This window comes from Paraburkholderia sp. USG1 (assembly GCF_031570135.1).
GTDB lineage: Bacteria > Pseudomonadota > Gammaproteobacteria > Burkholderiales > Burkholderiaceae > Paraburkholderia > Paraburkholderia dioscoreae.
In genome coordinates, this window is the sequence record NZ_JAMWXW010000024.1 from 1 (window position 1) to 22658 (window position 22658).

The following is a 22658-nucleotide window of genomic DNA, read 5'->3' on the forward strand; positions in this document are numbered from 1 at the left end:
AGGCGCTGGCGATATCGAGAATGTCGTAGCCGCGGTAGTGCAGGTCGTTGCCGGTCTTGCCGACCGTACAAAGGGCCGTGTTGCCCGCCGTCACGCCCGACAGGGCGACGGATTTTTTCGGTTTGAAGCCGCTTTTGGGTTCGTTGCCGCCGGCTGCACCGGCGGTCTGCGTTGTCTCGCTCATCTCCCGCAATCTCCTTTGTGCCTGTTCATTGCTTCTGGTTGACCTACACGTTCGATGTGGCTGGCCCGCAGCGTTAGATGATTCAGTGCTTCGATTGCAGGACGATGTACAGATCCGCCGTTCAGCGCCGCCGTGCCGATTGCCGGATGCACGCCCATGTTCATGATGCGGTTTGCACGTTAGTACCCACTTTCGTGAAGAGCGGCGCCGCGTCTTGCGGGACGGCGCGGCCAGTGGCTTGCGCGCGGCGCAGCACCGACCAGTAATAGCGATAGCTCGCGCGGTCATGCAGCGTGTCGTGATGGCGCGTCGGACCCCATTGGGCGGACTGCGCGGCCAGCAGGATTTCGGTGGCGGTGGCGATCTCTTCATCGCGCGGTGCGAACGCGGCCACGATCGCCTCGATTTGCGCCGGGTGGATGCTCCACATGCGCGTGTAGCCGAATTCGTTGCGGGCGCGCGCGGCGTCGTTCGCCACCACGCTCATGTCGCGCACTTCCGTGCTGACATTGTGCGACGGCACTTTGCCGTACGCATGGCAGGCGGCGGAAATTTCCAGCTTTGCACGCCGCACCAACGGATGATCGAACTGGCCGGGCGAGCGCATGGCCGTATCGGGAATCGCGCCGTCGTGCGCGGAGACGAAATCCATCAAGCCGAAGCTCAGCGCTTCCACACCGGGCAGCGCGGCCAGATCGAACACGCGCGTCAGCGCGCCGTGTGTTTCGACCAGCAATTGCACCGGCACCGGTTGCGCGATGCCGAGCTCGCGGCGCGTCGCCTCGATGAACGCGACCATTTCGGCGGCATCGTGCCCGTTCCGGATCTTCGGCAGAGTGATGTAAGCGGGCGCTCGCTTCGCGGCACGCAGAATGAGACGGACGTCATCGCGCCAGTGCGCGTGATCGAAGTCGTGAATCCGCACGCCGACGCGGCCAAAGCGGTCATGCTCGCTGCCCAGCAGCGAGGCGACCAACTCCGCGTGCTGCGCCTCGCGACCGACCTGCGCGCCGTCTTCGCAATCGAGCGTGATATCGAACACGGGGCCCAGTTGTTGCTGCAAAGCGAGCGATTTCAGCATCAGCTTTTCACTGCCGGCGTAGTGATCGCAGGCAGGCAGCACAGCGGGCGGCACTTCGCCGTCAAACAGCACTTCGGCGGGCGTGAGGGCGCGCATCTTCGGCGTCAGGGCGTGGGTAGTGTTTGGAGAAATCGGATTCGGGCGCGCTCTGCCGGACCGTCGCGGCAACCGCGCAAAAAGCGCTCGAATCAGATGCGAACAACTGCATTCGCACGAAAAAAACCGGAACTCGCTGTGCGGACGTTGGGGGCGCCCCCCAGATCTGCCGCTTCGCGCCAGACCGCCCGTGGGGGGAACCAGGGGTGGCCTGCCGCTTTCTCACGAGTTCCGGTTCGTCTTCATCAGGCGCTTAGCCGAGCAGGTGTTGAACGCCGTCGCGCTCTTCCAGCAGTTCCTGTAGCGTGCCGTCCATCTTTTCGCGCGAGAACGCGTCGATTTCCAGACCTTCGACGCGCTTGTACTCACCGTTTTCGCACGTGACCGGCACACCGTAGATGATGTCTTCCGGAATGCCGTACGAACCGTCCGACGGGATACCCATGGTGACCCACTTGCCGTTCGTGCCGAGCACCCAGTCGCGCACGTGGTCGATTGCAGCGTTAGCCGCCGACGCTGCCGACGACAGGCCGCGTGCTTCGATAATCGCTGCGCCGCGCTTGCCGACGGTCGGGATGAACGTGTTGCGGTTCCATTCTTCGTCGTTGATCAGCTTGGTCAGATCCTGACCTTCTGCCGTTGCAACGCGGAAGTCCGGGTACATGGTCGGCGAGTGGTTGCCCCACACAGCCAGCTTTTCGATCGATGCGACCGGCTTGCCCGACTTGGCCGCCAGTTGCGACAGCGCGCGGTTGTGGTCCAGCCGCAGCATGGCGGTGAAGTTCTTCTTCGGCAGATCCGGTGCCGACTTCATAGCGATGTACGCGTTCGTGTTGGCCGGGTTGCCGACCACCAGCACCTTCACGTCGCGGCTGGCGACTTCGTTCAGCGCCTTGCCCTGAACCGTGAAGATTTCGGCGTTGGCCGACAGCAGATCCTTACGCTCCATGCCTTTCGAACGCGGACGGGCGCCGACCAGCAGGGCGACGTCGGCGTCTTTGAATGCAACCTTGGGATCGTCGGTGATCACGACGCCCGACAGCAGCGGGAATGCGCAATCATCCAGTTCCATCACGACGCCTTTGACGGCGCCTTGCGCTTGCGGCAGGTCAAGCAGTTGCAGGATAACCGGCTGATCCTTGCCGAGCAGGTCGCCATTGGCGATGCGGAACAGCAGGGAGTAAGCAATTTGACCTGCGGCGCCGGTGACGGCAACGCGCTTTGCGGGCTTAGCCATTGAGAAATCTCCAGGACGATGCGTTAGACGCTAGGGAAAACGCCATTCTATATGCGCGTTCAGCGAAGCGTTATGAAACACGGCGGAAATCACTGTTCGCGGACTGCCTCGTAATCTGCCGAGGCCGAGCGGCGCGTCGCGGCAAGACCGCCATGCCGGAAGGAAACTTGTACAACTGTAGTATGGGAGCGGGAGGACGCATACGCGAGACGCCGGGTAGCCGCTGCACGGTGCGGGCTCCTGCAAACAGCGCGTTTCGGCAAGCGTCTGGCCAATGAATGGCGGCGAAATCGAAACCTGAACTGCGTGAGATCAGCATGGTGCAGAGTGGCTGCTGGTGCGTCGCGGCGCTGCATGAAACAGGCTCCGAAAAAACCCGCAAACCCTTGTTCGACAAAGAGTGTAGGAGTCGTCACAGACAAAGTCAACTTTATCTTATGTCTTATATAAGACATATCTGTTGCTGGGAAAACCCTAGACGCGGACTAGCCCTTTATGATGAAATGCGCGCATGAATTCGAACCCGGCGAACACCACGAATCCGAACGGCCAAGGCGCCGCAGGCGAGGGTGTACCCGCTGCTGCCGCCCCGGCCACGTCGCCCACTTTCAGCCCTTTGTATCAGCAGATCAAAGGGCTGATAACGCAGAGCCTCGAAAGCGGCGAGTGGAAACCCGGCGAGATCATTCCTAGTGAAGTCGAATTGGCGGCCAGATACAAGGTCAGTCAGGGAACGGTGCGCAAAGCGATCGACGAACTTGCCGCGGACAACCTGCTGGTGCGGCGTCAGGGCAAGGGCACGTTTGTTGCAACGCACAATGAAGATCGCGCCCAGTTTCGCTTTCTCAGATTGCTGGCCGATGACGGCGCGGAACACCCGCATGTCAGCCGCCTGCTCGAATGCCGGCGCTTGCGCGCTTCGGCGGACATTGCGCGGCAACTCGATCTGAAGCCGGCGGATCCAGTCGTATTGATCAAGCGGCTGCTGCAGTTCGACGGCGAAGTCACCGTACTCGACGAAATCTGGCTGCCCGGCGCCGTGTTTCGCGGCCTGACGCTAGAGCGGCTGTCGGAGTATAAGGGCCCCCTCTATGCAATGTTCGAGACGGAATTCGGCACACGCATGATCCGCGCAACGGAGAAGATCCGCGCGGTGGCGGCCGAGCCCGCCGTGGCCGATCTGCTGCATGTGCCGGCGGGTTTTCCGCTGCTCTCGGTCGAGCGCGTGTCCTATACGTATGGAGACCGGCCGGTCGAGGTGCGCCGTGGTTGGTATGTCACAACCGGGTATTACTATCAGAACGATCTAAGCTGAATCGGGCTGAACGAGGGCGACGCGTCCCACACGCGCGCCTGTTTGAAAGCGCCTTTATCGCGCGTGGTGTAACGGACCTGTGGTGGTTTTCGCTGCAGCGCGATATAAAAAGGCGCTAAAATTGCGGATTAGTGTGACTACATAGTAGGGGTCTAGCATGGCTGAAGCCGTAAAAAAACCGAGGCCGGAATTCCGGAACATCGGTATCGGGCAGATATTGACGGCATACCGTCTCCCTCTAGCGGGGCGAGTATCCATCTTGCACCGCTTGAGCGGTGGTCTGCTTTTTGTTTTTCTTCCGTTCCTGCTGTACCTCTTCGATCAGAGTCTGACTTCTGAACTCAGCTTCGAAGTCTTCAAAGGTTTTCTCTCCAACATCATCGTCAAGCTCATCACGCTCGTTCTCGCGTGGGCCTTCCTGTTTCACTTCTGCGCCGGCATCCGTCACCTGCTGATGGACACGAACCACAACGCAGTGACGAAGGAGAAGGGCAAATCGACTTCTGTCGTCGTTCTCGTCGTGTCGTCGCTGCTCACCATCGCGTTCGCAGCAAAACTGTTCGGAGCATTCTAAAAAATGTCAGCTAATAACCGAATCGGTTCGAAGCGTCTCGTTGTCGGCGCCCATTACGGTCTGCGCGACTGGCTGGCGCAGCGCATTACCGCCACCATCATGGCGGTCTACACGGTCATCCTGCTCGCCTGGTTTTTCGGCGCACGCGATTTCTCGTACGACGGCTGGGCGTCGATCTTCGCGACGCAATGGATGAAGCTGGCCACATTCGTCACGCTGCTTTCGCTGTTCTATCACGCGTGGGTTGGTATCCGCGACATCTGGATGGACTATGTGAAGCCCGTTGGCATCCGCCTGTTGCTTCAAGCGCTGACGATCGTCTGGCTGCTCGCGTGTGCGGGCTACGCTGCGCAGATTCTCTGGAGAGTGTAAAAGAATGGCTGCAATCAAGAATTCTCTGCCGCGTCGCAAGTTTGACGTGGTTATCGTCGGCGCAGGCGGCTCGGGGATGCGCGCTTCGCTGCAACTCGCGCGCGCCGGTCTGTCGGTCTGCGTGCTGTCCAAGGTGTTCCCGACGCGTTCGCACACGGTTGCTGCCCAAGGCGGCATCGGCGCTTCGCTCGGCAACATGAGCGAAGACAACTGGCACTATCACTTCTACGACACGATCAAGGGTTCCGACTGGCTCGGCGACCAGGACGCGATCGAGTACATGTGCCGCGAAGCCCCTAACGCGGTCTACGAACTCGAACACTTCGGCATGCCGTTCGACCGTAATGCAGACGGCACGATTTACCAGCGCCCGTTCGGCGGCCATACCGCGAATTACGGCGAAAAGCCGGTGCAACGCGCTTGCGCGGCCGCTGACCGTACCGGTCACGCGCTGCTGCACACGCTGTACCAGCAGAACGTTGCGGCCAAGACGCAGTTCTTCGTCGAATGGATGGCGCTGGACCTGATCCGCGACGCCGAAGGCGACGTGCTCGGCGTGACCGCAATGGAAATGGAAACCGGCGACGTCTACATTCTCGAAGGCAAGACCACGCTGTTCGCCACGGGCGGCGCGGGCCGTATTTTCGCGGCGTCCACGAATGCGTTCATCAACACCGGCGACGGCCTGGGCATGGCCGCGCGTTCGGGCATCGCACTGCAAGACATGGAATTCTGGCAATTCCACCCGACCGGCGTGGCCGGCGCGGGCGTGCTGATTACCGAAGGCGTGCGCGGCGAAGGCGGCATCCTGCGTAACTCGAACGGCGAGCGTTTCATGGAACGCTACGCGCCGACTTTGAAGGATCTGGCGCCGCGCGACTTCGTGTCGCGTTCGATGGACCAGGAAATCAAGGAAGGCCGCGGCGTGGGTCCGAACAAGGATCACGTGCTGCTCGACTTGTCGCACATCGGCGCCGAGACGATCATGAAGCGTCTGCCGTCGATCCGCGAAATCGCGCTGAAGTTCGCGAACGTCGATTGTATTAAAGAGCCGATCCCGGTCGTGCCGACCATCCACTATCAGATGGGCGGAATTCCTACGAACATTCACGGCCAGGTCGTGGGCACGTCGAAGGGCGCCGAAGACCCGGTCAACGGCTTCTACGCCGTGGGCGAATGCTCGTGCGTGTCGGTGCACGGTGCAAACCGTCTCGGCACGAACTCGCTGCTCGACCTGGTGGTGTTCGGCCGCGCGGCCGGCAACCACATTGTCAAGCACGTGAAGGAAATCAAGGAGCACAAGCCGCTGCCGGCCGACGCCGCCGATTTCGCGCTGTCGCGTCTGGCGAAGCTCGATAGCTCGTCCTCGGGCGAGTATGCGCAATCGGTCGCGAACGACATTCGCGGCACGATGCAGAAGCATGCCGGTGTGTTCCGTACTTCGGCGTTGCTGGCTGAAGGCGTCGAGCGCATCCGCGAAGTGGCTGACCGGGTCGACAACATCCATCTGAAAGACAAGTCGAAGGTGTTCAACACGGCACGTATCGAAGCGCTGGAAGTGGCGAACCTGATCGAAGTGGCACGCGCTACGATGGTTTCCGCCGAAGCGCGCAAGGAAAGCCGTGGCGCGCACGCGCAGGACGACTTCGAGCATCGCGACGACGAAAACTGGCTGCGCCATACGCTGTGGTTCAGCGAAGGCGATCGCCTCGACTACAAGCCGGTTCACATGCAACCGCTGACGGTCGAATCGGTTCCGCCGAAAGCGCGGACCTTCTAAGGCACAAGTCAAAGGAATTCAGAAATGGCAAAGCGTACATTTGAAATTTACCGCTACGACCCGGACAAGGACGCAGCGCCGCGCATGCAAACGTACGAGATCGAAATCGACTCGCACGAACGCATGCTGCTCGACGCGCTGCTGAAGTTGAAGGCAGTTGACGAGACTCTTTCGTTCCGCCGTTCGTGCCGTGAAGGCGTGTGCGGTTCGGACGCCATGAACATCAACGGCAAGAATGGTCTGGCCTGCCTGCAGAACATGAATGATCTGCCGCAGAAGATCGTGCTGCGTCCGCTGCCGGGCCTGCCTGTGGTGCGCGACCTGATCTGCGACTTCACGCAGTTCTTCAACCAGTATCATTCGATCAAGCCGTATCTGATCAACGACACGCCGCCGCCGGAAAAGGAGCGTCTGCAGTCGCCGGAAGAACGCGACGAGCTCGACGGCCTGTATGAATGTATTCTGTGCGCTAGCTGCTCGACTTCGTGCCCGAGCTTCTGGTGGAATCCAGACAAGTTCGTTGGCCCGGCCGGCCTGTTGCAAGCCTACCGTTTCATCGCGGATAGCCGCGACGAAGCAACGGGCGAACGCCTCGACAACCTGGAAGATCCGTACCGTCTGTTCCGTTGCCATACCATTATGAATTGCGTCGACGTTTGCCCGAAGGGCCTGAACCCGACCAAGGCGATTGGCAAGATCAAGGAATTGATGGTTCGCCGCGCTGTCTAGGATGAATAACCCGCACGCTCCCTATCGTTTGCTGCCTCAATGGGGCGGTCAGTACGCTTGGGGGGCGGCACGGCGCGTGCTGAAATGAACGACACATCGCATCAGTCCGACCCTCTCCGTCGCGCGCGTCTTCGCTGGCGCGCTCGGCGGGGCCTGCTGGAAAACGATCTGATTTTTGAACGTTTTTTCGGCCGATATGAGCATGACCTCAGCGATGCCGACGTGGGCGCCCTCACGCGCCTGCTCGAGCTGAGCGATAACGACCTGATGGACTTGCTGCTCGCGCGCAAGGAACCGGAAGGCGACCTTGCCGACCCGGATGTAGTCCGGGTGCTGGAGTTGCTGCGGAATGCCTGAGCGGCGTGTGCGCCCGCTTGTCCGTTGTTCCAGGCGTGCAATTATCGAAACCCTGTTTCCATACTTCGATTGAGGATCTGCTATGACCCCGTCAGATGTTAAAGCCACGCTATCGTTCAGCGACAATTCGCCGAGCGTTGAAATGCCGATCTACAAGGGCACTCTCGGCCCGGACGTGATCGACATCCGCAAACTGTACGGCCAGACCGGCAAGTTCACGTACGACCCGGGCTTCATGTCGACGGCGGCGTGCAATTCGGCGATCACCTACATCGACGGCGATAAGGGCGAGTTGCTGTACCGCGGCTACCCGATCGACAACCTCGCGGAAAACGCAGACTTCCTCGAAACGTGCTATCTGCTGCTGAAGGGCGAACTGCCGAACGCACAGCAGAACGCCGAATTCGTGAAGACGGTCACGAACCATACGATGGTGCATGAACAAATGCACTTCTTCTTCCGCGGGTTCCGTCGCGACGCGCACCCGATGGCGATTCTGGTTGCCGCAGTCGGTGCGTTGTCGGCCTTCTATCTCGACTCGCTCGACATCAACGATCCGCGTCACCGTGAAGTGTCGGCCATTCGCATGATCGCGAAGCTGCCGACGCTGGTGGCAATGGCGTACAAGTACAGCATCGGCCAGCCGTTCGCGTACCCGAAGAACGACCTGTCGTACAGCGCGAACTTCATGCACATGATGTTCTCGAACCCGTGCGAAGAGTACAAGGTCAACGACGTGCTGGTGCGCGCGCTCGACCGCATCCTGATCCTGCACGCCGACCATGAACAGAATGCCTCGACCTCGACCGTGCGTCTTGCCGGTTCGTCGGGTGCCAATCCGTTCGCGTGTATCGCGGCCGGTATCGCGTGTCTGTGGGGCCCGGCGCACGGTGGCGCGAACGAAGCCGCGCTGAACATGCTGGAAGAAATCGGCTCGGTCGACAACATTCCTGAGTTCATCAAGCAGGTGAAGGACAAGAACTCGGGCGTGAAGCTGATGGGCTTCGGTCACCGCGTCTATAAGAACTACGACCCGCGTGCGAAGCTGATGCGCGAAACCTGCCACGAAGTGCTGGAAGAACTTGGCCTGCACGACGACCCGCTGTTCAAGCTGGCAATGGCGCTGGAAAAGATCGCACTGGAAGACGAATACTTCGTGTCGCGCAAGCTGTACCCGAACGTCGACTTCTACTCGGGCATCGTGCAGCGCGCGCTGGGCATCCCGACCTCGATGTTCACGTGTATCTTCGCGATGGCACGTACGGTCGGCTGGATTGCACAGTGGAACGAAATGATCGCCGATCCGGAACAGAAGATTGGCCGTCCGCGTCAGTTGTTCATTGGCGACACGCAACGTGAAGCCAAGCCGATCGCGCAACGTTGATCGGTTTGAATCTGCGTTGCTCGTAGCGGCTGTTTTGCTGCGGGCTGGCGCGGAATCTGGTTGATAAGAAATGCCCCGATGGGTTCTTCCCGGCCGGGGCATTTTGTTTTCAGGTTCGATCTCGCGCGTTTGAGCGTGCAATTGCGCGGCGGTGCAGCAAGCCGCAACCGCCCGCAGGCTTACCGGGTAACGTCGATACAGGTATCGGCACTACCACCCAACTCCCTGTTTTTTATCGGTTTTCTTCCTGATTGAGCGGCCCAGACGGGACGCTGCGTGGCATAATCGACCGACACGGTCAGCCCGCAGTCATTACTACCCCCGCATACCATGGCACAGACTCTCTACGACAAATTGTGGAACACACACGTGGTCCACACGGAAGAAGACGGTACGACGATTCTCTACATCGACCGTCACCTGCTGCACGAAGTCACCAGCCCTCAGGCGTTTGAAGGCCTGAAGCTGGCTGAGCGTCCGGTGTGGCGCATTAGCGCGAACCTGGCGGTGTCGGACCACAACGTGCCGACCACGGACCGCAGCCACGGCATCGCCGATCCGATCTCCAAGCTGCAAGTCGACACGCTCGATTCGAACTGCGACGCCTACGGAATCACGCAGTTCAAGATGAACGATCTGCGTCAGGGCATCGTGCATATCATCGGGCCGGAGCAGGGCGCTACGCTGCCGGGCATGACGATCGTCTGCGGCGACTCGCACACGTCCACGCACGGCGCGTTCGGCGCGCTGGCCCACGGAATCGGCACGTCGGAAGTCGAGCACGTGCTGGCCACGCAAACGCTCCTGCAGAAGAAGAGCAAGAACATGCTGGTGAAGGTGGAAGGCGCGCTGCCGCGCGGCTGCACCGCCAAAGACATCGTGCTTGCCATCATCGGCAAGATCGGTACGGCGGGCGGCACGGGCTACGCGATCGAATTCGGCGGCTCGACCATCCGCGCGCTTTCCATGGAAGGCCGCATGACGGTCTGCAACATGGCGATTGAGGCGGGCGCGCGCGCCGGCATGGTTGCGGTCGACGACACCACCATTGAATATCTGAAGGGTCGCCCGTTCTCACCGGAAGGTGTGGAGTGGAACCACGCGGTCGAGTACTGGAAGCAGTTCAAGTCGGACGACGGCGCGCACTTTGATCGCGTGGTCGAACTGAACGCCGCCGAGATCGTGCCGCAAGTCACATGGGGCACGTCGCCGGAAATGGTCACGGCCGTAGACGGCCGCGTGCCGGATCCGGATCGCGAGAAAGACCCGGTCAAGCGCGACGCCATGGAGCGTGCGCTGAAATACATGGCGCTCGAACCGAATGCGCCGATCGAATCGATCAAGCCGGATAAAATCTTCATTGGGTCGTGTACCAACGCGCGTATTGAAGACATTCGCGCCGCGGCTTACGTCGTGAAGAAACTGGGCCGCCGCGTGGCGCCGAACATTCGTCTGGCGATGGTCGTGCCGGGTTCGGGGCTCGTGAAGGCGCAGGCGGAACGTGAGGGCCTCGACAAGGTCTTTACCGACGCCGGGTTCGAATGGCGTGAACCAGGTTGCTCGATGTGTCTTGCCATGAATGCCGACCGGCTGGAGCCGGGCGAGCGTTGCGCATCCACGTCGAATCGTAATTTCGAAGGTCGTCAGGGCGCCGGTGGCCGTACCCACCTCGTGAGCCCCGCGATGGCGGCGGCTGCGGCTATCGAAGGGCATTTCGTCGATATTCGCAAGCTTGGATAAACACGCATGATGAAGAACATCAATCGCACCACTCTATTGCGCCGCTTCGCGCTCGGTTCGCTGGCTGGGCTATTGCTCGGTCTGGCCGGTTGCAACACGGTGCACGGATTCGGCGAGGATATGTCGCACCTCGGCAATTCGATCAGCAATCACGCTGATAAATAAGCGGTTTTTGATTTTTGCCGGCCATGCGCCGAGCGGCTTTCCGGCCGCCGCGCGCATCGCCCGGTCTTGAAACAGGCGCAAGCGTCATGGATAAATTCATCGTACACACCGGCGTCGTGGCGCCGCTCGATCGTGAGAACGTCGACACGGACGCGATCATTCCGAAGCAATTCCTGAAGTCGATCAAGCGCACGGGTTTCGGTCCGAACGCGTTCGACGAATGGCGCTACCTCGACCACGGCGAGCCGGGTCAGGACAATTCGAAGCGTCCGCTGAATCCGGACTTCGTGCTGAACCAGCCGCGTTATCAAGGGGCTTCGGTGCTGCTGGCGCGCAAGAACTTCGGCTGCGGCAGTTCGCGTGAGCACGCGCCGTGGGCGTTGGAGCAATACGGCTTTCGCGCGCTGATCGCGCCGAGTTTCGCCGACATTTTCTATAACAATTGCTTCAAGAACGGCCTGCTGCCGATCGTGCTGACCGAACAGCAAGTCGATCACCTGTTCAACGAAACGTATGCGTTCAACGGCTTCAAGCTGACGGTGGATCTCGAAGCGCAAGTCGTGCGCACGTCGGACGGCGGCACCGAGTATCCGTTCGAAGTCGCGGCGTTCCGCAAGTACTGCCTGCTGAACGGCTTCGACGACATCGGCCTCACGCTGCGCCACGCGGACAAGATCCGGCAGTTCGAAGCAGAGCGGATCGCGAAACAGCCGTGGCTGGCTCACCGCATCGTCGGCTGAACGCGTAAGGGCGTGGAGCCCGCTCACTGATTCAAGTTCGCAGGAAAACGCTGGGCCGCCCCAAGTTTTCTTGCCCCCCTCGGGAGCCTGACGCGAAGCGACAGGTCTGGGGGCACTCTCACTCTCGAAGAAAACCTCAAGGAATTCGCATGAAGATCGCAGTGTTGCCGGGCGACGGCATTGGTCCCGAAATCGTCAAGGAAGCCGTCAAGGTTCTGAACGTGCTCGGCGAAAAGTTCGAGCTCGAAGAAGCGCCGGTTGGCGGCGCGGGCTACGAAGCGAAGGGCCACCCGCTGCCTGATTCGACGCTGGCACTGGCGAAAGAGGCCGACGCGATTCTGTTCGGCGCGGTGGGCGACTGGAAGTACGACTCGCTCGAACGCGCGCTGCGCCCGGAGCAGGCCATTCTGGGTCTGCGCAAACACCTGCAACTGTTCGCGAACTTCCGTCCGGCGATCTGCTATCCGCAACTCACCGGCGCTTCGTCGTTGAAAGAAGAGATCGTGTCGGGCCTCGACATCCTGATCGTGCGCGAGCTGAATGGCGACATCTATTTCGGTTCGCCGCGCGGCGTGCGCGAAGCACCGGACGGTTTGTTCGCCGGTTCGAAGGAAGGCTTCGACACGATGCGTTATTCGGAGCCCGAAGTGCGTCGCATTGCGCACGTCGCGTTTCAGGCGGCGCAAAAACGTAGCAAGAAGCTGACGTCGGTGGATAAGGCCAACGTGCTCGAAACGTCGCAGTTCTGGAAAGACGTGATGATCGACGTCTCGAAGGAATACGCGGACGTCGAACTGTCGCACATGTATGTCGACAACGCAGCCATGCAACTGGTGAAGGCGCCGAAGTCGTTCGACGTGATCGTGACCGGCAACATGTTCGGCGACATTCTCTCCGACGAAGCGGCCATGCTCACGGGTTCGATCGGCATGCTGCCGTCGGCCTCGCTCGACAAGAACAACAAGGGTTTGTACGAGCCGTCGCACGGTTCGGCGCCGGACATCGCCGGCAAGGGCGTGGCGAATCCGCTCGCCACCATTCTGTCGGCGGCCATGATGTTGCGCTATTCGCTGAACAAGGCGGAGCAGGCGGACCGCATTGAAAATGCCGTAAAAAAGGTGCTCGAGCAGGGCTATCGCACCGGCGACATTCTCACGCCGGGTTGCAAGCAGGTCGGCACGGTTGCTATGGGCGACGCGGTCGTCGCAGCGCTGTAAAAAGCAGGCAAGGCAAGCAGCAGTCGGGTCGTCACACGGCCTTTAAAACGCGAATTGGCCTCCAATGAGGCCGATTCGCGCGTAATACGGGTGATAGCGGCGGACATTGACGTCGCCAGATTCCGGTTTTCGTGTATATTGTAGCGATGGCGCACACAGCTCAAATCTCCTCGATTTCGACACTGCACGGCAAAACGGCCCGTGTGGTTGAGCTCGCCATTACTGCCAAAGCTTCCATTAAAACGATTACCCCGAAAACGATCACGAAACGCTGATCGTCCGTCGTGCCCGCTCATCTTCCCCGCGCGGTCACTGCGGGCAAAGATGCGGGGAAGTTTCCATTCGAAGGGTATGAAGTCATGAACGTAGGTCTCGTAGGTTGGCGCGGCATGGTCGGCAGCGTCCTGATGCAACGCATGCAGCAGGAAGGCGATTTCGATCTTATCGAACCGGTGTTTTTCAGCACCAGCAACGCGGGCGGCAACGCGCCGTCGTTCGCCAAAAACGAGACCAAGCTCAAAGATGCGACAAGCATCGAAGACCTGAAGAAGTGCGAAGCGATCATCTCGTGCCAGGGCGGCGACTACACGAACGAAGTGTTCCCGAAGCTGCGCGCGGCGGGCTGGAACGGCTACTGGATCGACGCGGCCTCGTCGCTGCGCATGAAGGACGACGCGGTCATCATTCTCGATCCGGTCAACCTCGACGTGATCAAGAACGCGCTGGTCAAGGGCCAGAAGAATTTCATTGGCGGCAATTGCACGGTCAGCCTGATGCTGATGGCGCTCGGCGGCCTGTTCCGCGAAAACCTCGTCGACTGGATGACGGCCATGACGTATCAGGCCGCTTCGGGCGCGGGCGCGCAAAACATGCGCGAACTGCTGCAGCAAATGGGCACGCTGTACGGCGCCGCCAAAGAAGATCTGGCTGATCCGTCGTCGGCGATTCTCGACATCGACCGCCGCGTGCTCTCCGCGATGAACAGCGACCGCATGCCGACCGGCAACTTCGGCGTGCCGCTCGCCGGCTCGCTGATTCCGTGGATCGACAAGGATCTCGGCAACGGCATGTCGAAAGAAGAGTGGAAGGGCGGCGCTGAAACCAACAAGATTCTCGGCAAGCCGGCTATGGGCACGCAGGGTTCGATTCCGGTGGACGGCCTGTGCGTGCGGATCGGCGCAATGCGCTGCCACTCGCAGGCGTTGACCATCAAGCTGAACAAGGACGTTCCGCTGGACGAGGTGAACAGCATCCTCGCCTCGGGCAACGACTGGGTCAAGGTCGTGCCGAACGAGCGGGAAGCGTCGATGCGCGACCTGTCCCCGGCGGTCGTGACGGGTACGTTGACGGTGCCGGTCGGCCGTGTGCGCAAACTGGCGATGGGCGGCGAATATCTGTCGGCTTTCACGGTTGGCGATCAGTTGCTGTGGGGCGCTGCGGAGCCGCTGCGTCGCATGCTTCGCATTGTGCTCGACAAGTAAAGTAAACTACGCGCTCACGACGCGTAGAAAACTCAAGAAGCGTCGCGCTTGCGCGGCGCTTTTTTCATTGTGTGCTCCGATTATCTTGTCTCTCTCCAACCGCAAAAAAGGGCTGCGCGCTGACGCGCCAGGAGTCCCGATGAACCTTCGACTCTCATCCCTTCGGGCTATGTTCGTTCATCAAGGTGCAGGCCGGTTGATGGCCGCCGCCGCTTTGGCCTTCGCGCTGGCCGGCGCCGGCCTGGGTAACGCGGTCGCCGCGCCAGGCGACGCCGCAAGCGCGCCGGACGCTGCCCCCGTTTCGTACGCGAACGGTGGTCAATTCACGGTGCGCGCCGGGCAGTCGCTGAACGACGTGGCGATTGCCGTCACGCAGTCGCACGACCGGGCGACGCTCGCACGCGCCTCGCGCGCATTGTTCGAGGCGAACCCGAACGCCTTCATGAGTCATGACCCGAGCCGGATGCGCGTGGGTGCGGTGTTGACGGTGCCGGTGCTGGATGCGTCGGGTGCTTTGGCTGCGTCGTCGGCGGGTGTTGCGTCCGCCGTTTCCGCGACGGCGGCTTCCGCGCCGGGCACGGCGGTGGCGAGTGGCCCGGCAAGTGGCGTGGCGCAGGTCAATGCCGCGGCGGCCAGTGCAGCGAGTGCGGCGGCTCGGGCCGCGACGCCTGCCGCGCCTGCCGTCTCGGCGACGGCCAGTGTAGCTGCCGAGGCCAGCTCGCCAGCGTCGGCCACCGTGGTTTCTTCTACGCCGGTCGCGGGATCGCAGCCGGCGGCATTGCCGGCCAGCGGTGCCCATGAATGGGCCGGATCGATTCAACCCTCGGCTAGCGAGCCTGTTGAAGGCGCTTCGGCGCCGGGTGCCGCAATTGCGGGGACGAGCGCTGCACAGCCGGCATCGCAGCCGCGTGCGCAGGTGTCGAGCCTGCAGCAATTGCTTGCGCTGAAAAACCGCGTGTTGATGGAGCTGCAGAAGCATGGCATCGGCGGTACACCGGCTGCGACGGGCGCCGCCCAGACCAACGTCGCGCAGGCGGCGCCCGGCGCGTCCTCGGCAGCAGCTGTGTCGGGTCATGTCGCTGCGCCGGTAGCCTCGACGTCGAAAGATGTCGGCCTGTCGCAGACGGAACTGAGTGTGGCGGCTGCGGTTGGCGCGGCGCTGGTTGTGCTGCTTGCGGCTTTGCGTATGGGGCGTCGTAAGCGCGAGCGTGTCGCGGCGGCTGAAGCTGTGTCGACGGAAGGCAATGCGGCAGGGTCTGCGCGGGCAACGAGCCAGCAGGGCATCGTTTCGACGCGCGAGGAGATTCCGGTGCACGAAGCGCCGGACGCGGCCGCCGAAGCCGACGTGCGAAATGGGGCAGCGCTGGCGGCTGCCGAACGCGAAACTGCGGAAGGCGATGCGGCGGCGCGAGAGATGGCGGAACGCGTGGCGGCGGAGCGCGACGCGGAAATTCGCCGGGCGGCGGCGCGAGAGGCAGAGGAACAAGCGGCGGCGGAGCGTGCGGCCGAAGAGCGGGCCGCGGCAGAGCGTGCAGCCGGAGAACAGGCCGCAGCCGAACGCGCGGCGGCTGAGCAGGCCGCGGCAGAACGCGTAGCCGAAGAACAGGCCGCGGCAGAGCGAGCAGCCGAAGAACAGACTGCAGCGGAACGCGCAACGGCAGAGCAGGCCGCAGCAGAACGCGCGGAAGCAGAGCAGGAAGCGGCCGGACATATGTCGGCAGAGCCGGCGGCAGAACGCGCCGCAACCCAACAAGCGGCATCCGGCCACGAAGCCACCGCTCACGCAACCTCCCCCGCGCAAGATCCCGCCGCGCCCCCGCGCGTCTGGCAAGAGCGCGACGTCACATCTGCATCTGTCGAACCCGCGCAAGTCGATCCGAACATTGCGCCGTCCGCTCAGAGCGATTTCACGCCCGAACCTCTTCCCGCGCCGCCCCTCGATCACTTCGACGACGCGACCCTGGCCGCGAGCCTCGCCGCCGCCGCGGAACTCGGCGCCGAGGCCTTGCCGCTGGCGCCGCCCGAGCCTCTCGACGGAGCCTTCCCGCATGAGGAACCCGTTCATCGTCTGCAATGGGACGATGAGCCGGCCGCACCGCAGGAACCGCTGCCCGAAGCGGCACCGCTGGCGCAATCCCAACCCGCGCCCGCCGTGCCGACCGAGTTTCCGCGCGACGCCGTCGATGCCTTCGGCAGCCTCGACATGCCGCTGCCACCGCGCGTCGAGTCGTCCGCCGACCACGTGCATGTGCCCGCTTCGCTGTCGACGCAGCCGGTATCGTCACAGGAAGCCACGGCGAAACAATCCGCGGCCGAACACCACCCGGACGACACGCCGCACATCGCCGACGAGATCGACGCCGGCACAGCAGGCCACGCGGCCGTCGCCGGGCTGGGTGCCGGCTTGGGTACGGGTTTGGGCGCGGGCCTCGGTGCGCCCGGCTTCGGCGCGTTGAAGCTCGATTTCGACCTCGAGCTGCCGCCCGGCCCAGCCGAGCCGTTGCCGACGTTCACGCAGGCCGATCTCATCCGCATTGCCCGCAACAAGCTCGATCTGGCTGCCGAGTACATCGAACTCGGCGATCTGTCCGGCGCGCGCGCGCTCATCAACGAAGTGATCGAGACGAACGATCCGGGTACGCGCACCCAGGCCCGCGCGCTGCTCTCGACGCTCGCCCCGTTGTCGTGAAGCGTATTGCTTTAGGCGTCCAGTACGACGGCTCAGCATTCTGCGGCTGGCAGTCGCAACCGCACGGCAACACCGTGCAGGACGAGCTCGAACGGGCGCTGCGCGAATTCGCGCAAACGCCAGTGCAAACCATCGTCGCGGGCCGCACGGATACAGGGGTGCACGGTCTCGGCCAGGTCGTGCATTTCGATACCGAAATCGATCGCGCAGATGTTTCCTGGGTTCGCGGCACCAATTCATTTTTGCCGAAGACGATCTCGGTGCAATGGGCCAAGCCGATGCCCGACGAATTCCATGCCCGTTTCTCGGCGTTCGAACGCACGTATTACTACGTGCTGTACGTCCATCCGGTGCGCTCGCCGATGCTGGCGACGCGCGCCGGCTGGGTGCATACGGCGCTCGACGTCGACGCGATGCAGGCGGCGGCCGCTCATCTGATCGGCGAGCATGACTTTTCGGCTTTTCGTTCGTCGCAATGCCAGTCGAAAACGCCGATCAAACATCTGCACCAGATCGACGTGCGGCAGCACGGCGACTTCGTTCATTTCCGTTTTCGGGCGAATGCGTTCCTGCACCACATGGTGCGCAACCTGATGGGCTGTCTGGTCTACATCGGCCGTGGTCGTCGGCCGGTCGAATGGATGGCCGAAGTGCTCGCGAGCCGTGATCGCGACTTCGCCGCGCCAACCTTCATGCCCGACGGCCTATATCTGGCGCAGGTGGGCTATCCTGAGCAATTCGCCGTGCCCGCGCCGCAGACAGGCAGCGTGCCGTGGAGTACCGTATGGACCGAGCAGGCGCAAACATGAAATCAACCGAAAACCTCGCGAGAGAATCCAACACTGACGTGGAGCAGCAGGCCGTGCCGCATCGCACGCGCATCAAGCTGTGCGGGCTGTCGAAGCCCGAAGACGTGGCCCACGCGATCAACCTCGGCGCGGATGCGATCGGCCTCGTGTTCTACCCGCCGAGCCCGCGTTCGGTCAGCATCGCACAGGCGGTCGAACTGGTGCACGACGTGCCGCCGTTCGTCTCGGTGGTCGGGCTGTTCGTCAATGCCACGCCGGACTGGATCCGCGAAGTAGTGAGCAACGTCGGGCTCACGCTGTTGCAATTTCACGGCGACGAGACCGCGGAGCAGTGCGAATCGCTCGCCGGCGTTGCGGGTTTGCCTTGGTTGCGCGCGTTGCGCGTTGCGGCGGATACTCAGCCGGCCGATTTGGTAAAATCGGCTCTCAGCTATTCAGCAGCCAGCGGCCTTCTGTTCGACACGCATGTCGAAGGGTACGGCGGCGGCGGGAAGGTCTTCGATTGGTCACTTATTCCAGCAGGGCTCGCGCGTCGGGCCGTTTTGAGTGGTGGGTTGAGCGCGCAAAACGTCAGTGATGCGATCCATCGCGTGCGCCCGTACGCGGTCGATGTCTCGAGCGGCATCGAATCCCCGGGCGCCAAGGGCGTGAAAGATCACGCCCGGATGGCGGCGTTCGTACGCGCGGTGCGCGCAGCGGACGCCGAATGATTCCGGCGCCGCGGTGCTCTCGCACGAGAGCCGCGCGCCACACTGAGAAGAGTGATCGCAATGTATAACTTGCCTGACGAAAGAGGCCATTTCGGCCAGTTTGGCGGCACGTTCGTCGCCGAAACGCTGGTTCATGCGCTCGACGAGTTGCGTGCAGCGTACGAAAAATATCAGAAAGACCCGGAATTCGTCGCTGAATATGAGCGCGAATTGAAGTATTTCGTCGGCCGTCCGTCGCCGATTTATCACGCACAGCGCTGGAGCGAAATGCTCGGCGGCGCGCAAATTTTCCTCAAACGCGAGGATCTGAATCACACCGGCGCACACAAGATCAACAACGTCATCGGCCAGGCGCTGCTCGCGAGGCGCATGGGCAAACCGCGCGTGATCGCGGAAACCGGCGCCGGCCAGCACGGCGTGGCCACGGCCACCATCGCCGCGCGTTTCGGCATGGAGTGCGTGGTCTACATGGGCGCCGAAGACGTGCGCCGCCAGGCCGCCAACGTGTACCGCATGAAGTTGCTGGGCGCGACTGTCGTGCCGGTCGAGTCGGGCTCGCGTACGCTGAAAGACGCGTTGAATGAAGCCATGCGCGATTGGGTTACTAACGTGGAAGATACGTTCTACATCATCGGCACAGTGGCGGGACCGCATCCCTACCCAATGATGGTGCGCGACTTCCAGCGTGTAATCGGCGACGAATGCAAGGTGCAGATGCCGGAGCTGGTCGGTCGTCAGCCGGATGCAGTGATCGCGTGCGTTGGGGGCGGTTCGAACGCAATGGGGATCTTTTACCCCTATATTGACGACGCTTCGGTGAAATTGATCGGCGTCGAAGCGGCCGGCGACGGCATCGAAACCGGCCGTCATGCCGCTTCGCTGATCGGCGGAAGCCCCGGCGTGCTGCATGGGAACCGCACCTACCTGCTTCAGGACGAAAACGGCCAGATCATCGAAACCCATTCGGTGTCGGCGGGCCTCGATTATCCGGGCGTCGGTCCTGAGCATGCGTGGCTAAAAGAGAGCAAACGCGCGGAATATGTCGGCATCACCGACGAAGAAGCGCTCAAGGCGTTTCACGACTGCTGCCGTATCGAGGGCATTATTCCGGCACTGGAATCCAGCCACGCGCTGGCCTATGCCGCGAAGCTCGCACCGACGCTGCCGAAGGACAAATACCTTCTGGTCAATCTGTCGGGCCGCGGCGACAAGGACATGCATACGGTCGCCGAGCGATCGGGCATTCAGTTCTGAGCGCCGCGACGATGCGCGACGAGTTCGACGAGCCGCAGCCGGCAATTGAAAGCACGCCGGTCGCCAACGCACCGGCGGCCGGCACGCCTGCAACGCTGTTACCGCAGGTGCCCACCGGCATCCAGCTGTTGAACCGCGATTTTCTGTCCGATGTAGCGAACATTCCCGACGGGTCGATTGACCTTATCTTGTGCGATCCGCCCTACGGGCTGGGCAAGGATTACGGCAACGACTCCGACATGCGCACGGGCGACGATTTTCTCGCCTGGACGCGTGGCTGGCTCGAACTGGCTATCCCGAAGCTCAAGCCGTCGGGTTCGCTGTACATTTTCTGCACATGGCAGTACGCGCCGGAAATCTTCAGCTTCCTGAAGACAAAACTCACGATGATCAACGAAATCATCTGGGACCGGCGTGTGCCGAGCATGGGCGGTACGGTGCGCCGTTTTACTTCGGTGCACGACAACATCGGCTTTTTCGCGGTATCGAAAGATTACTTTTTCGATCTCGATCCCGTCCGCATCCCGTACGATGCCGCCACGAAGAAGGCGCGTTCGCGTAAATTGTTCGAAGGCAGTAAGTGGCTCGAGGTTGGCTATAATCCAAAAGATGTCTGGTCGGTATCGCGGCTGCATCGGCAACACGCCGAGCGCGTCGCGCACCCCACCCAGAAGCCTCTGGAAATCGTCGAGCGGATGGTGCTGGCAAGTTGTCCGAAGGGCGGGCGCGTGCTCGACCCTTTCATGGGCAGTGGCACCACCGCAGTCGCTTGCGCCCGTCAGCAGCGCGAATTCGTCGGCTATGAGATTAATGAAAGTTACTGCGCGATCGGCTGCTGCCGCGCCGCCGGTAGCGCGCCGGGTCAAAGCCAAAACTCAACGGCAGACCGAAGTGCAATGACCGGCGTGCATGAGCACGTTGCGCGGTAACTCAATCCGAGAATATTCCATGTCCCGTATCAAGAACACGTTTGCTGCGCTGTCCGCCCAAGGCAAGAAAGGCCTGATTCCGTTCATGACGGCCGGTGACCCGGACCCAGCCCGTACCGTCGAATTCATGCATGCACTCGCCGCCGGCGGCGCCGATGTGATCGAGCTCGGCGTACCGTTTTCCGACCCTATGGCCGACGGCCCGGTCATCCAGCAGTCGTCGGAGCGCGCGTTGGCGCAAGGCATGTCGCTGCGCCATGTGATCGCCGACGTCAAGCGCTTCCGCGAAACCAACGACACGACGCCCGTAGTACTGATGGGCTACGCAAATCCGATCGAGCGCATGGGCACCGAGGCCTTCGCCAAGGCCGCAAAGGAGGCCGGCGTGGACGGCGTGCTGGTTGTCGACTATCCGCCGGAAGAGTGCGCTAATTTCGCCGAACAGATGCGATCTGCGGGCATCGACCCGATTTTCCTGCTTGCGCCCACGTCGACCGACGAACGCATCGCGGAAGTCGGCAAAATCGCCAGCGGCTACGTCTATTACGTGTCGTTAAAAGGCGTGACTGGAGCGGCAAATCTGGACGTTTCCAGCATCGCGAGTAAAATCCCGGCCATCAAGTCGCGCGTCCCCCTGCCGGTGGGCGTCGGTTTCGGTATCCGTGACGCGCAGACGGCGCGTGCGGTGGCCGAAGTGTCCGATGCTGTTGTAATTGGCAGCCGTATCGTGCAATTGCTGGAACAGGCGGCGCCCGAAAGCGCTGCCGCGACGCTTACGCGTTTCGTCGCAGAAGTGCGCGAGGCGCTGGATAGCGTCGCTACTGTCCGATAACAGTTAATTTTTGTCTTCTGTAGTGTGAGCGGCGGGCTTGGGCCCGCCGTTTGCGCGATCGTAGACCCCAGAAGGATTCAATATGAGCTGGCTCGATAAACTGCTGCCGCCGAAAATCAAACAAACCGACCCGAAGAACCGCAAGGGGATTCCGGAAGGCCTGTGGATCAAGTGCCCGTCGTGCGAAGCCGTGCTGTACCGCAACGACGTCGAGGCCAATCTGCATGTTTGCCCGAAGTGCGACCACCACATGCGCATCGGCGCGCGTGAGCGGCTCGATGGCCTGCTCGATCCGGAAGGCCGCTACGAAATCGGCCAGGAAATCGTCCCGGTCGACGCGCTCAAGTTCAAAGACAGCCGCAAGTACCCGGACCGTCTGAAAGAAGCGATGGACGACACCGACGAAACCGACGCGATGGTCGTCATGGGCGGTGCGATCCATACGCTGCCGGTGGTGGTGGCCTGCTTCGAGTTCTCGTTCATGGGCGGCTCGATGGGCTCCGTGGTCGGCGAGCGTTTCGTGCGCGGCGCGCAGAACGCGCTCGAACAGAAAGTGCCGTTCATCTGTTTTACCGCTTCGGGCGGCGCGCGGATGCAGGAAAGCTTGCTCTCGCTGATGCAAATGGCGAAGACCACGGCCATGCTGACGAAGCTCGCCGAAGCCAAACTGCCGTTCATCTCCGTGCTGACCGACCCGACCATGGGCGGCGTATCGGCCAGTTTCGCGTTCCTCGGCGACGTGGTGATCGCGGAACCGAAGGCGCTGATCGGCTTTGCCGGCCCGCGCGTGATCGAGCAAACCGTGCGCGAGAAACTGCCGGAAGGCTTCCAGCGCGCCGAGTTCCTGTTGACGAAGGGCGCGATCGACATGATCGTCGACCGTCGCAAGCTGCGTGAAGAGATCGCCCAGTTGATGGCGCTCCTGAGCCATCAGCCGGCTGACGCGGTGGCGTAAGCCGGCGTCACGGTGAATCGTCGCTGCG

The 22658-nt window shown here is 62.0% G+C and carries 21 protein-coding genes and 1 pseudogene; 19 read left to right on the top strand and 3 right to left on the bottom strand.

What is annotated here, in order from left to right:
• The 3 genes and pseudogenes from NE850_RS27210 to NE850_RS27220 form a co-directional block, all read right to left on the bottom strand.
• Positions 1-184 (bottom strand): annotated as a pseudogene (locus NE850_RS27210) (2-methylcitrate synthase); the annotation flags it as partial.
• A 160-nt stretch (positions 185-344) separates the two neighbouring features.
• Positions 345-1361, bottom strand: coding sequence for a CoA ester lyase (locus NE850_RS27215; RefSeq protein ID WP_007178771.1), 1017 nt, complete (start codon positions 1359-1361; stop codon positions 345-347).
• 253 nt (positions 1362-1614) lie between these two features.
• On the bottom strand, positions 1615-2598 hold the full coding sequence (locus NE850_RS27220) for a malate dehydrogenase (RefSeq protein ID WP_007178772.1): 984 nt from the start codon (positions 2596-2598) through the stop codon (positions 1615-1617).
• 511 nt (positions 2599-3109) lie between these two features.
• Here NE850_RS27220 and NE850_RS27225 point away from each other — a divergent pair.
• From NE850_RS27225 to accD, 19 genes are all read left to right on the top strand, one after another.
• A complete protein-coding gene (locus NE850_RS27225) occupies positions 3110-3913 on the top strand; it encodes a GntR family transcriptional regulator (protein WP_007178773.1) in 804 nt (267 codons plus the stop codon).
• 157 nt (positions 3914-4070) lie between these two features.
• Positions 4071-4487, top strand: a complete 417-nt coding sequence (gene sdhC / locus NE850_RS27230) for a succinate dehydrogenase, cytochrome b556 subunit (RefSeq protein ID WP_007178774.1) — start codon at positions 4071-4073, stop codon at positions 4485-4487.
• A gap of 3 nt (positions 4488-4490) precedes the next feature.
• Positions 4491-4859, top strand: a complete 369-nt coding sequence (gene sdhD / locus NE850_RS27235) for a succinate dehydrogenase, hydrophobic membrane anchor protein (RefSeq protein WP_007178775.1) — start codon at positions 4491-4493, stop codon at positions 4857-4859.
• Positions 4860-4863: 4 nt separating this feature from the next.
• The gene (gene sdhA, locus NE850_RS27240; protein ID WP_007178776.1) at positions 4864-6639 is read left to right on the top strand and encodes a succinate dehydrogenase flavoprotein subunit; all 1776 of its coding nucleotides are present in this window, start codon (positions 4864-4866) and stop codon (positions 6637-6639) included.
• A 24-nt stretch (positions 6640-6663) separates the two neighbouring features.
• Complete coding sequence (locus tag NE850_RS27245) at positions 6664-7368, top strand: succinate dehydrogenase iron-sulfur subunit (RefSeq protein ID WP_007178777.1); 705 nt, start codon at positions 6664-6666, stop codon at positions 7366-7368.
• Positions 7369-7452: 84 nt separating this feature from the next.
• The gene (locus NE850_RS27250) at positions 7453-7725 is read left to right on the top strand and encodes a succinate dehydrogenase assembly factor 2 (protein ID WP_035516897.1); all 273 of its coding nucleotides are present in this window, start codon (positions 7453-7455) and stop codon (positions 7723-7725) included.
• A gap of 82 nt (positions 7726-7807) precedes the next feature.
• Positions 7808-9109, top strand: a complete 1302-nt coding sequence (gene gltA, locus NE850_RS27255; protein WP_310699629.1) for a citrate synthase — start codon at positions 7808-7810, stop codon at positions 9107-9109.
• A 330-nt stretch (positions 9110-9439) separates the two neighbouring features.
• Positions 9440-10849 carry a 3-isopropylmalate dehydratase large subunit gene (gene leuC / locus NE850_RS27260; RefSeq protein WP_007178780.1) on the top strand — a complete coding sequence of 470 codons (1410 nt, stop codon included), beginning with the start codon at positions 9440-9442 and terminating at the stop codon, positions 10847-10849.
• Between the two features lie 6 nt (positions 10850-10855).
• Positions 10856-11014 carry an entericidin A/B family lipoprotein gene (locus NE850_RS27265; RefSeq protein ID WP_007178781.1) on the top strand — a complete coding sequence of 53 codons (159 nt, stop codon included), beginning with the start codon at positions 10856-10858 and terminating at the stop codon, positions 11012-11014.
• 86 nt (positions 11015-11100) lie between these two features.
• A complete protein-coding gene (gene leuD, locus NE850_RS27270; protein WP_007178782.1) occupies positions 11101-11754 on the top strand; it encodes a 3-isopropylmalate dehydratase small subunit in 654 nt (217 codons plus the stop codon).
• Positions 11755-11903: 149 nt separating this feature from the next.
• Positions 11904-12971, top strand: a complete 1068-nt coding sequence (gene leuB / locus NE850_RS27275; protein ID WP_007178783.1) for a 3-isopropylmalate dehydrogenase — start codon at positions 11904-11906, stop codon at positions 12969-12971.
• 359 nt (positions 12972-13330) lie between these two features.
• Complete coding sequence (gene asd / locus NE850_RS27280; RefSeq protein ID WP_007178784.1) at positions 13331-14452, top strand: aspartate-semialdehyde dehydrogenase; 1122 nt, start codon at positions 13331-13333, stop codon at positions 14450-14452.
• A gap of 139 nt (positions 14453-14591) precedes the next feature.
• Positions 14592-17141: a FimV/HubP family polar landmark protein gene (locus tag NE850_RS27285; RefSeq protein WP_310699630.1), complete on the top strand. Its 2550-nt coding sequence runs from the start codon at positions 14592-14594 to the stop codon at positions 17139-17141.
• Positions 17138-17950: a tRNA pseudouridine(38-40) synthase TruA gene (gene truA, locus NE850_RS27290; protein WP_007178786.1), complete on the top strand. Its 813-nt coding sequence runs from the start codon at positions 17138-17140 to the stop codon at positions 17948-17950. Before NE850_RS27285 ends, truA begins: the two co-directional genes overlap by 4 nt.
• On the top strand, positions 17947-18660 hold the full coding sequence (locus tag NE850_RS27295; protein ID WP_007178787.1) for a phosphoribosylanthranilate isomerase: 714 nt from the start codon (positions 17947-17949) through the stop codon (positions 18658-18660). The genes truA and NE850_RS27295 overlap by 4 nt, the downstream gene beginning before the upstream one ends.
• A gap of 60 nt (positions 18661-18720) precedes the next feature.
• Positions 18721-19914, top strand: coding sequence for a tryptophan synthase subunit beta (gene trpB / locus NE850_RS27300; protein ID WP_165187596.1), 1194 nt, complete (start codon positions 18721-18723; stop codon positions 19912-19914).
• 11 nt (positions 19915-19925) lie between these two features.
• Positions 19926-20843 carry a site-specific DNA-methyltransferase gene (locus NE850_RS27305; protein WP_310699631.1) on the top strand — a complete coding sequence of 306 codons (918 nt, stop codon included), beginning with the start codon at positions 19926-19928 and terminating at the stop codon, positions 20841-20843.
• Between the two features lie 19 nt (positions 20844-20862).
• Entirely contained in the window at positions 20863-21675 is an 813-nt protein-coding gene (gene trpA, locus NE850_RS27310; protein ID WP_007178790.1) for a tryptophan synthase subunit alpha, read from the top strand.
• A gap of 82 nt (positions 21676-21757) precedes the next feature.
• Positions 21758-22630, top strand: a complete 873-nt coding sequence (accD, locus tag NE850_RS27315; RefSeq protein WP_007178791.1) for an acetyl-CoA carboxylase, carboxyltransferase subunit beta — start codon at positions 21758-21760, stop codon at positions 22628-22630.
• The last annotated feature ends 28 nt before the right edge of the window (positions 22631-22658 follow it).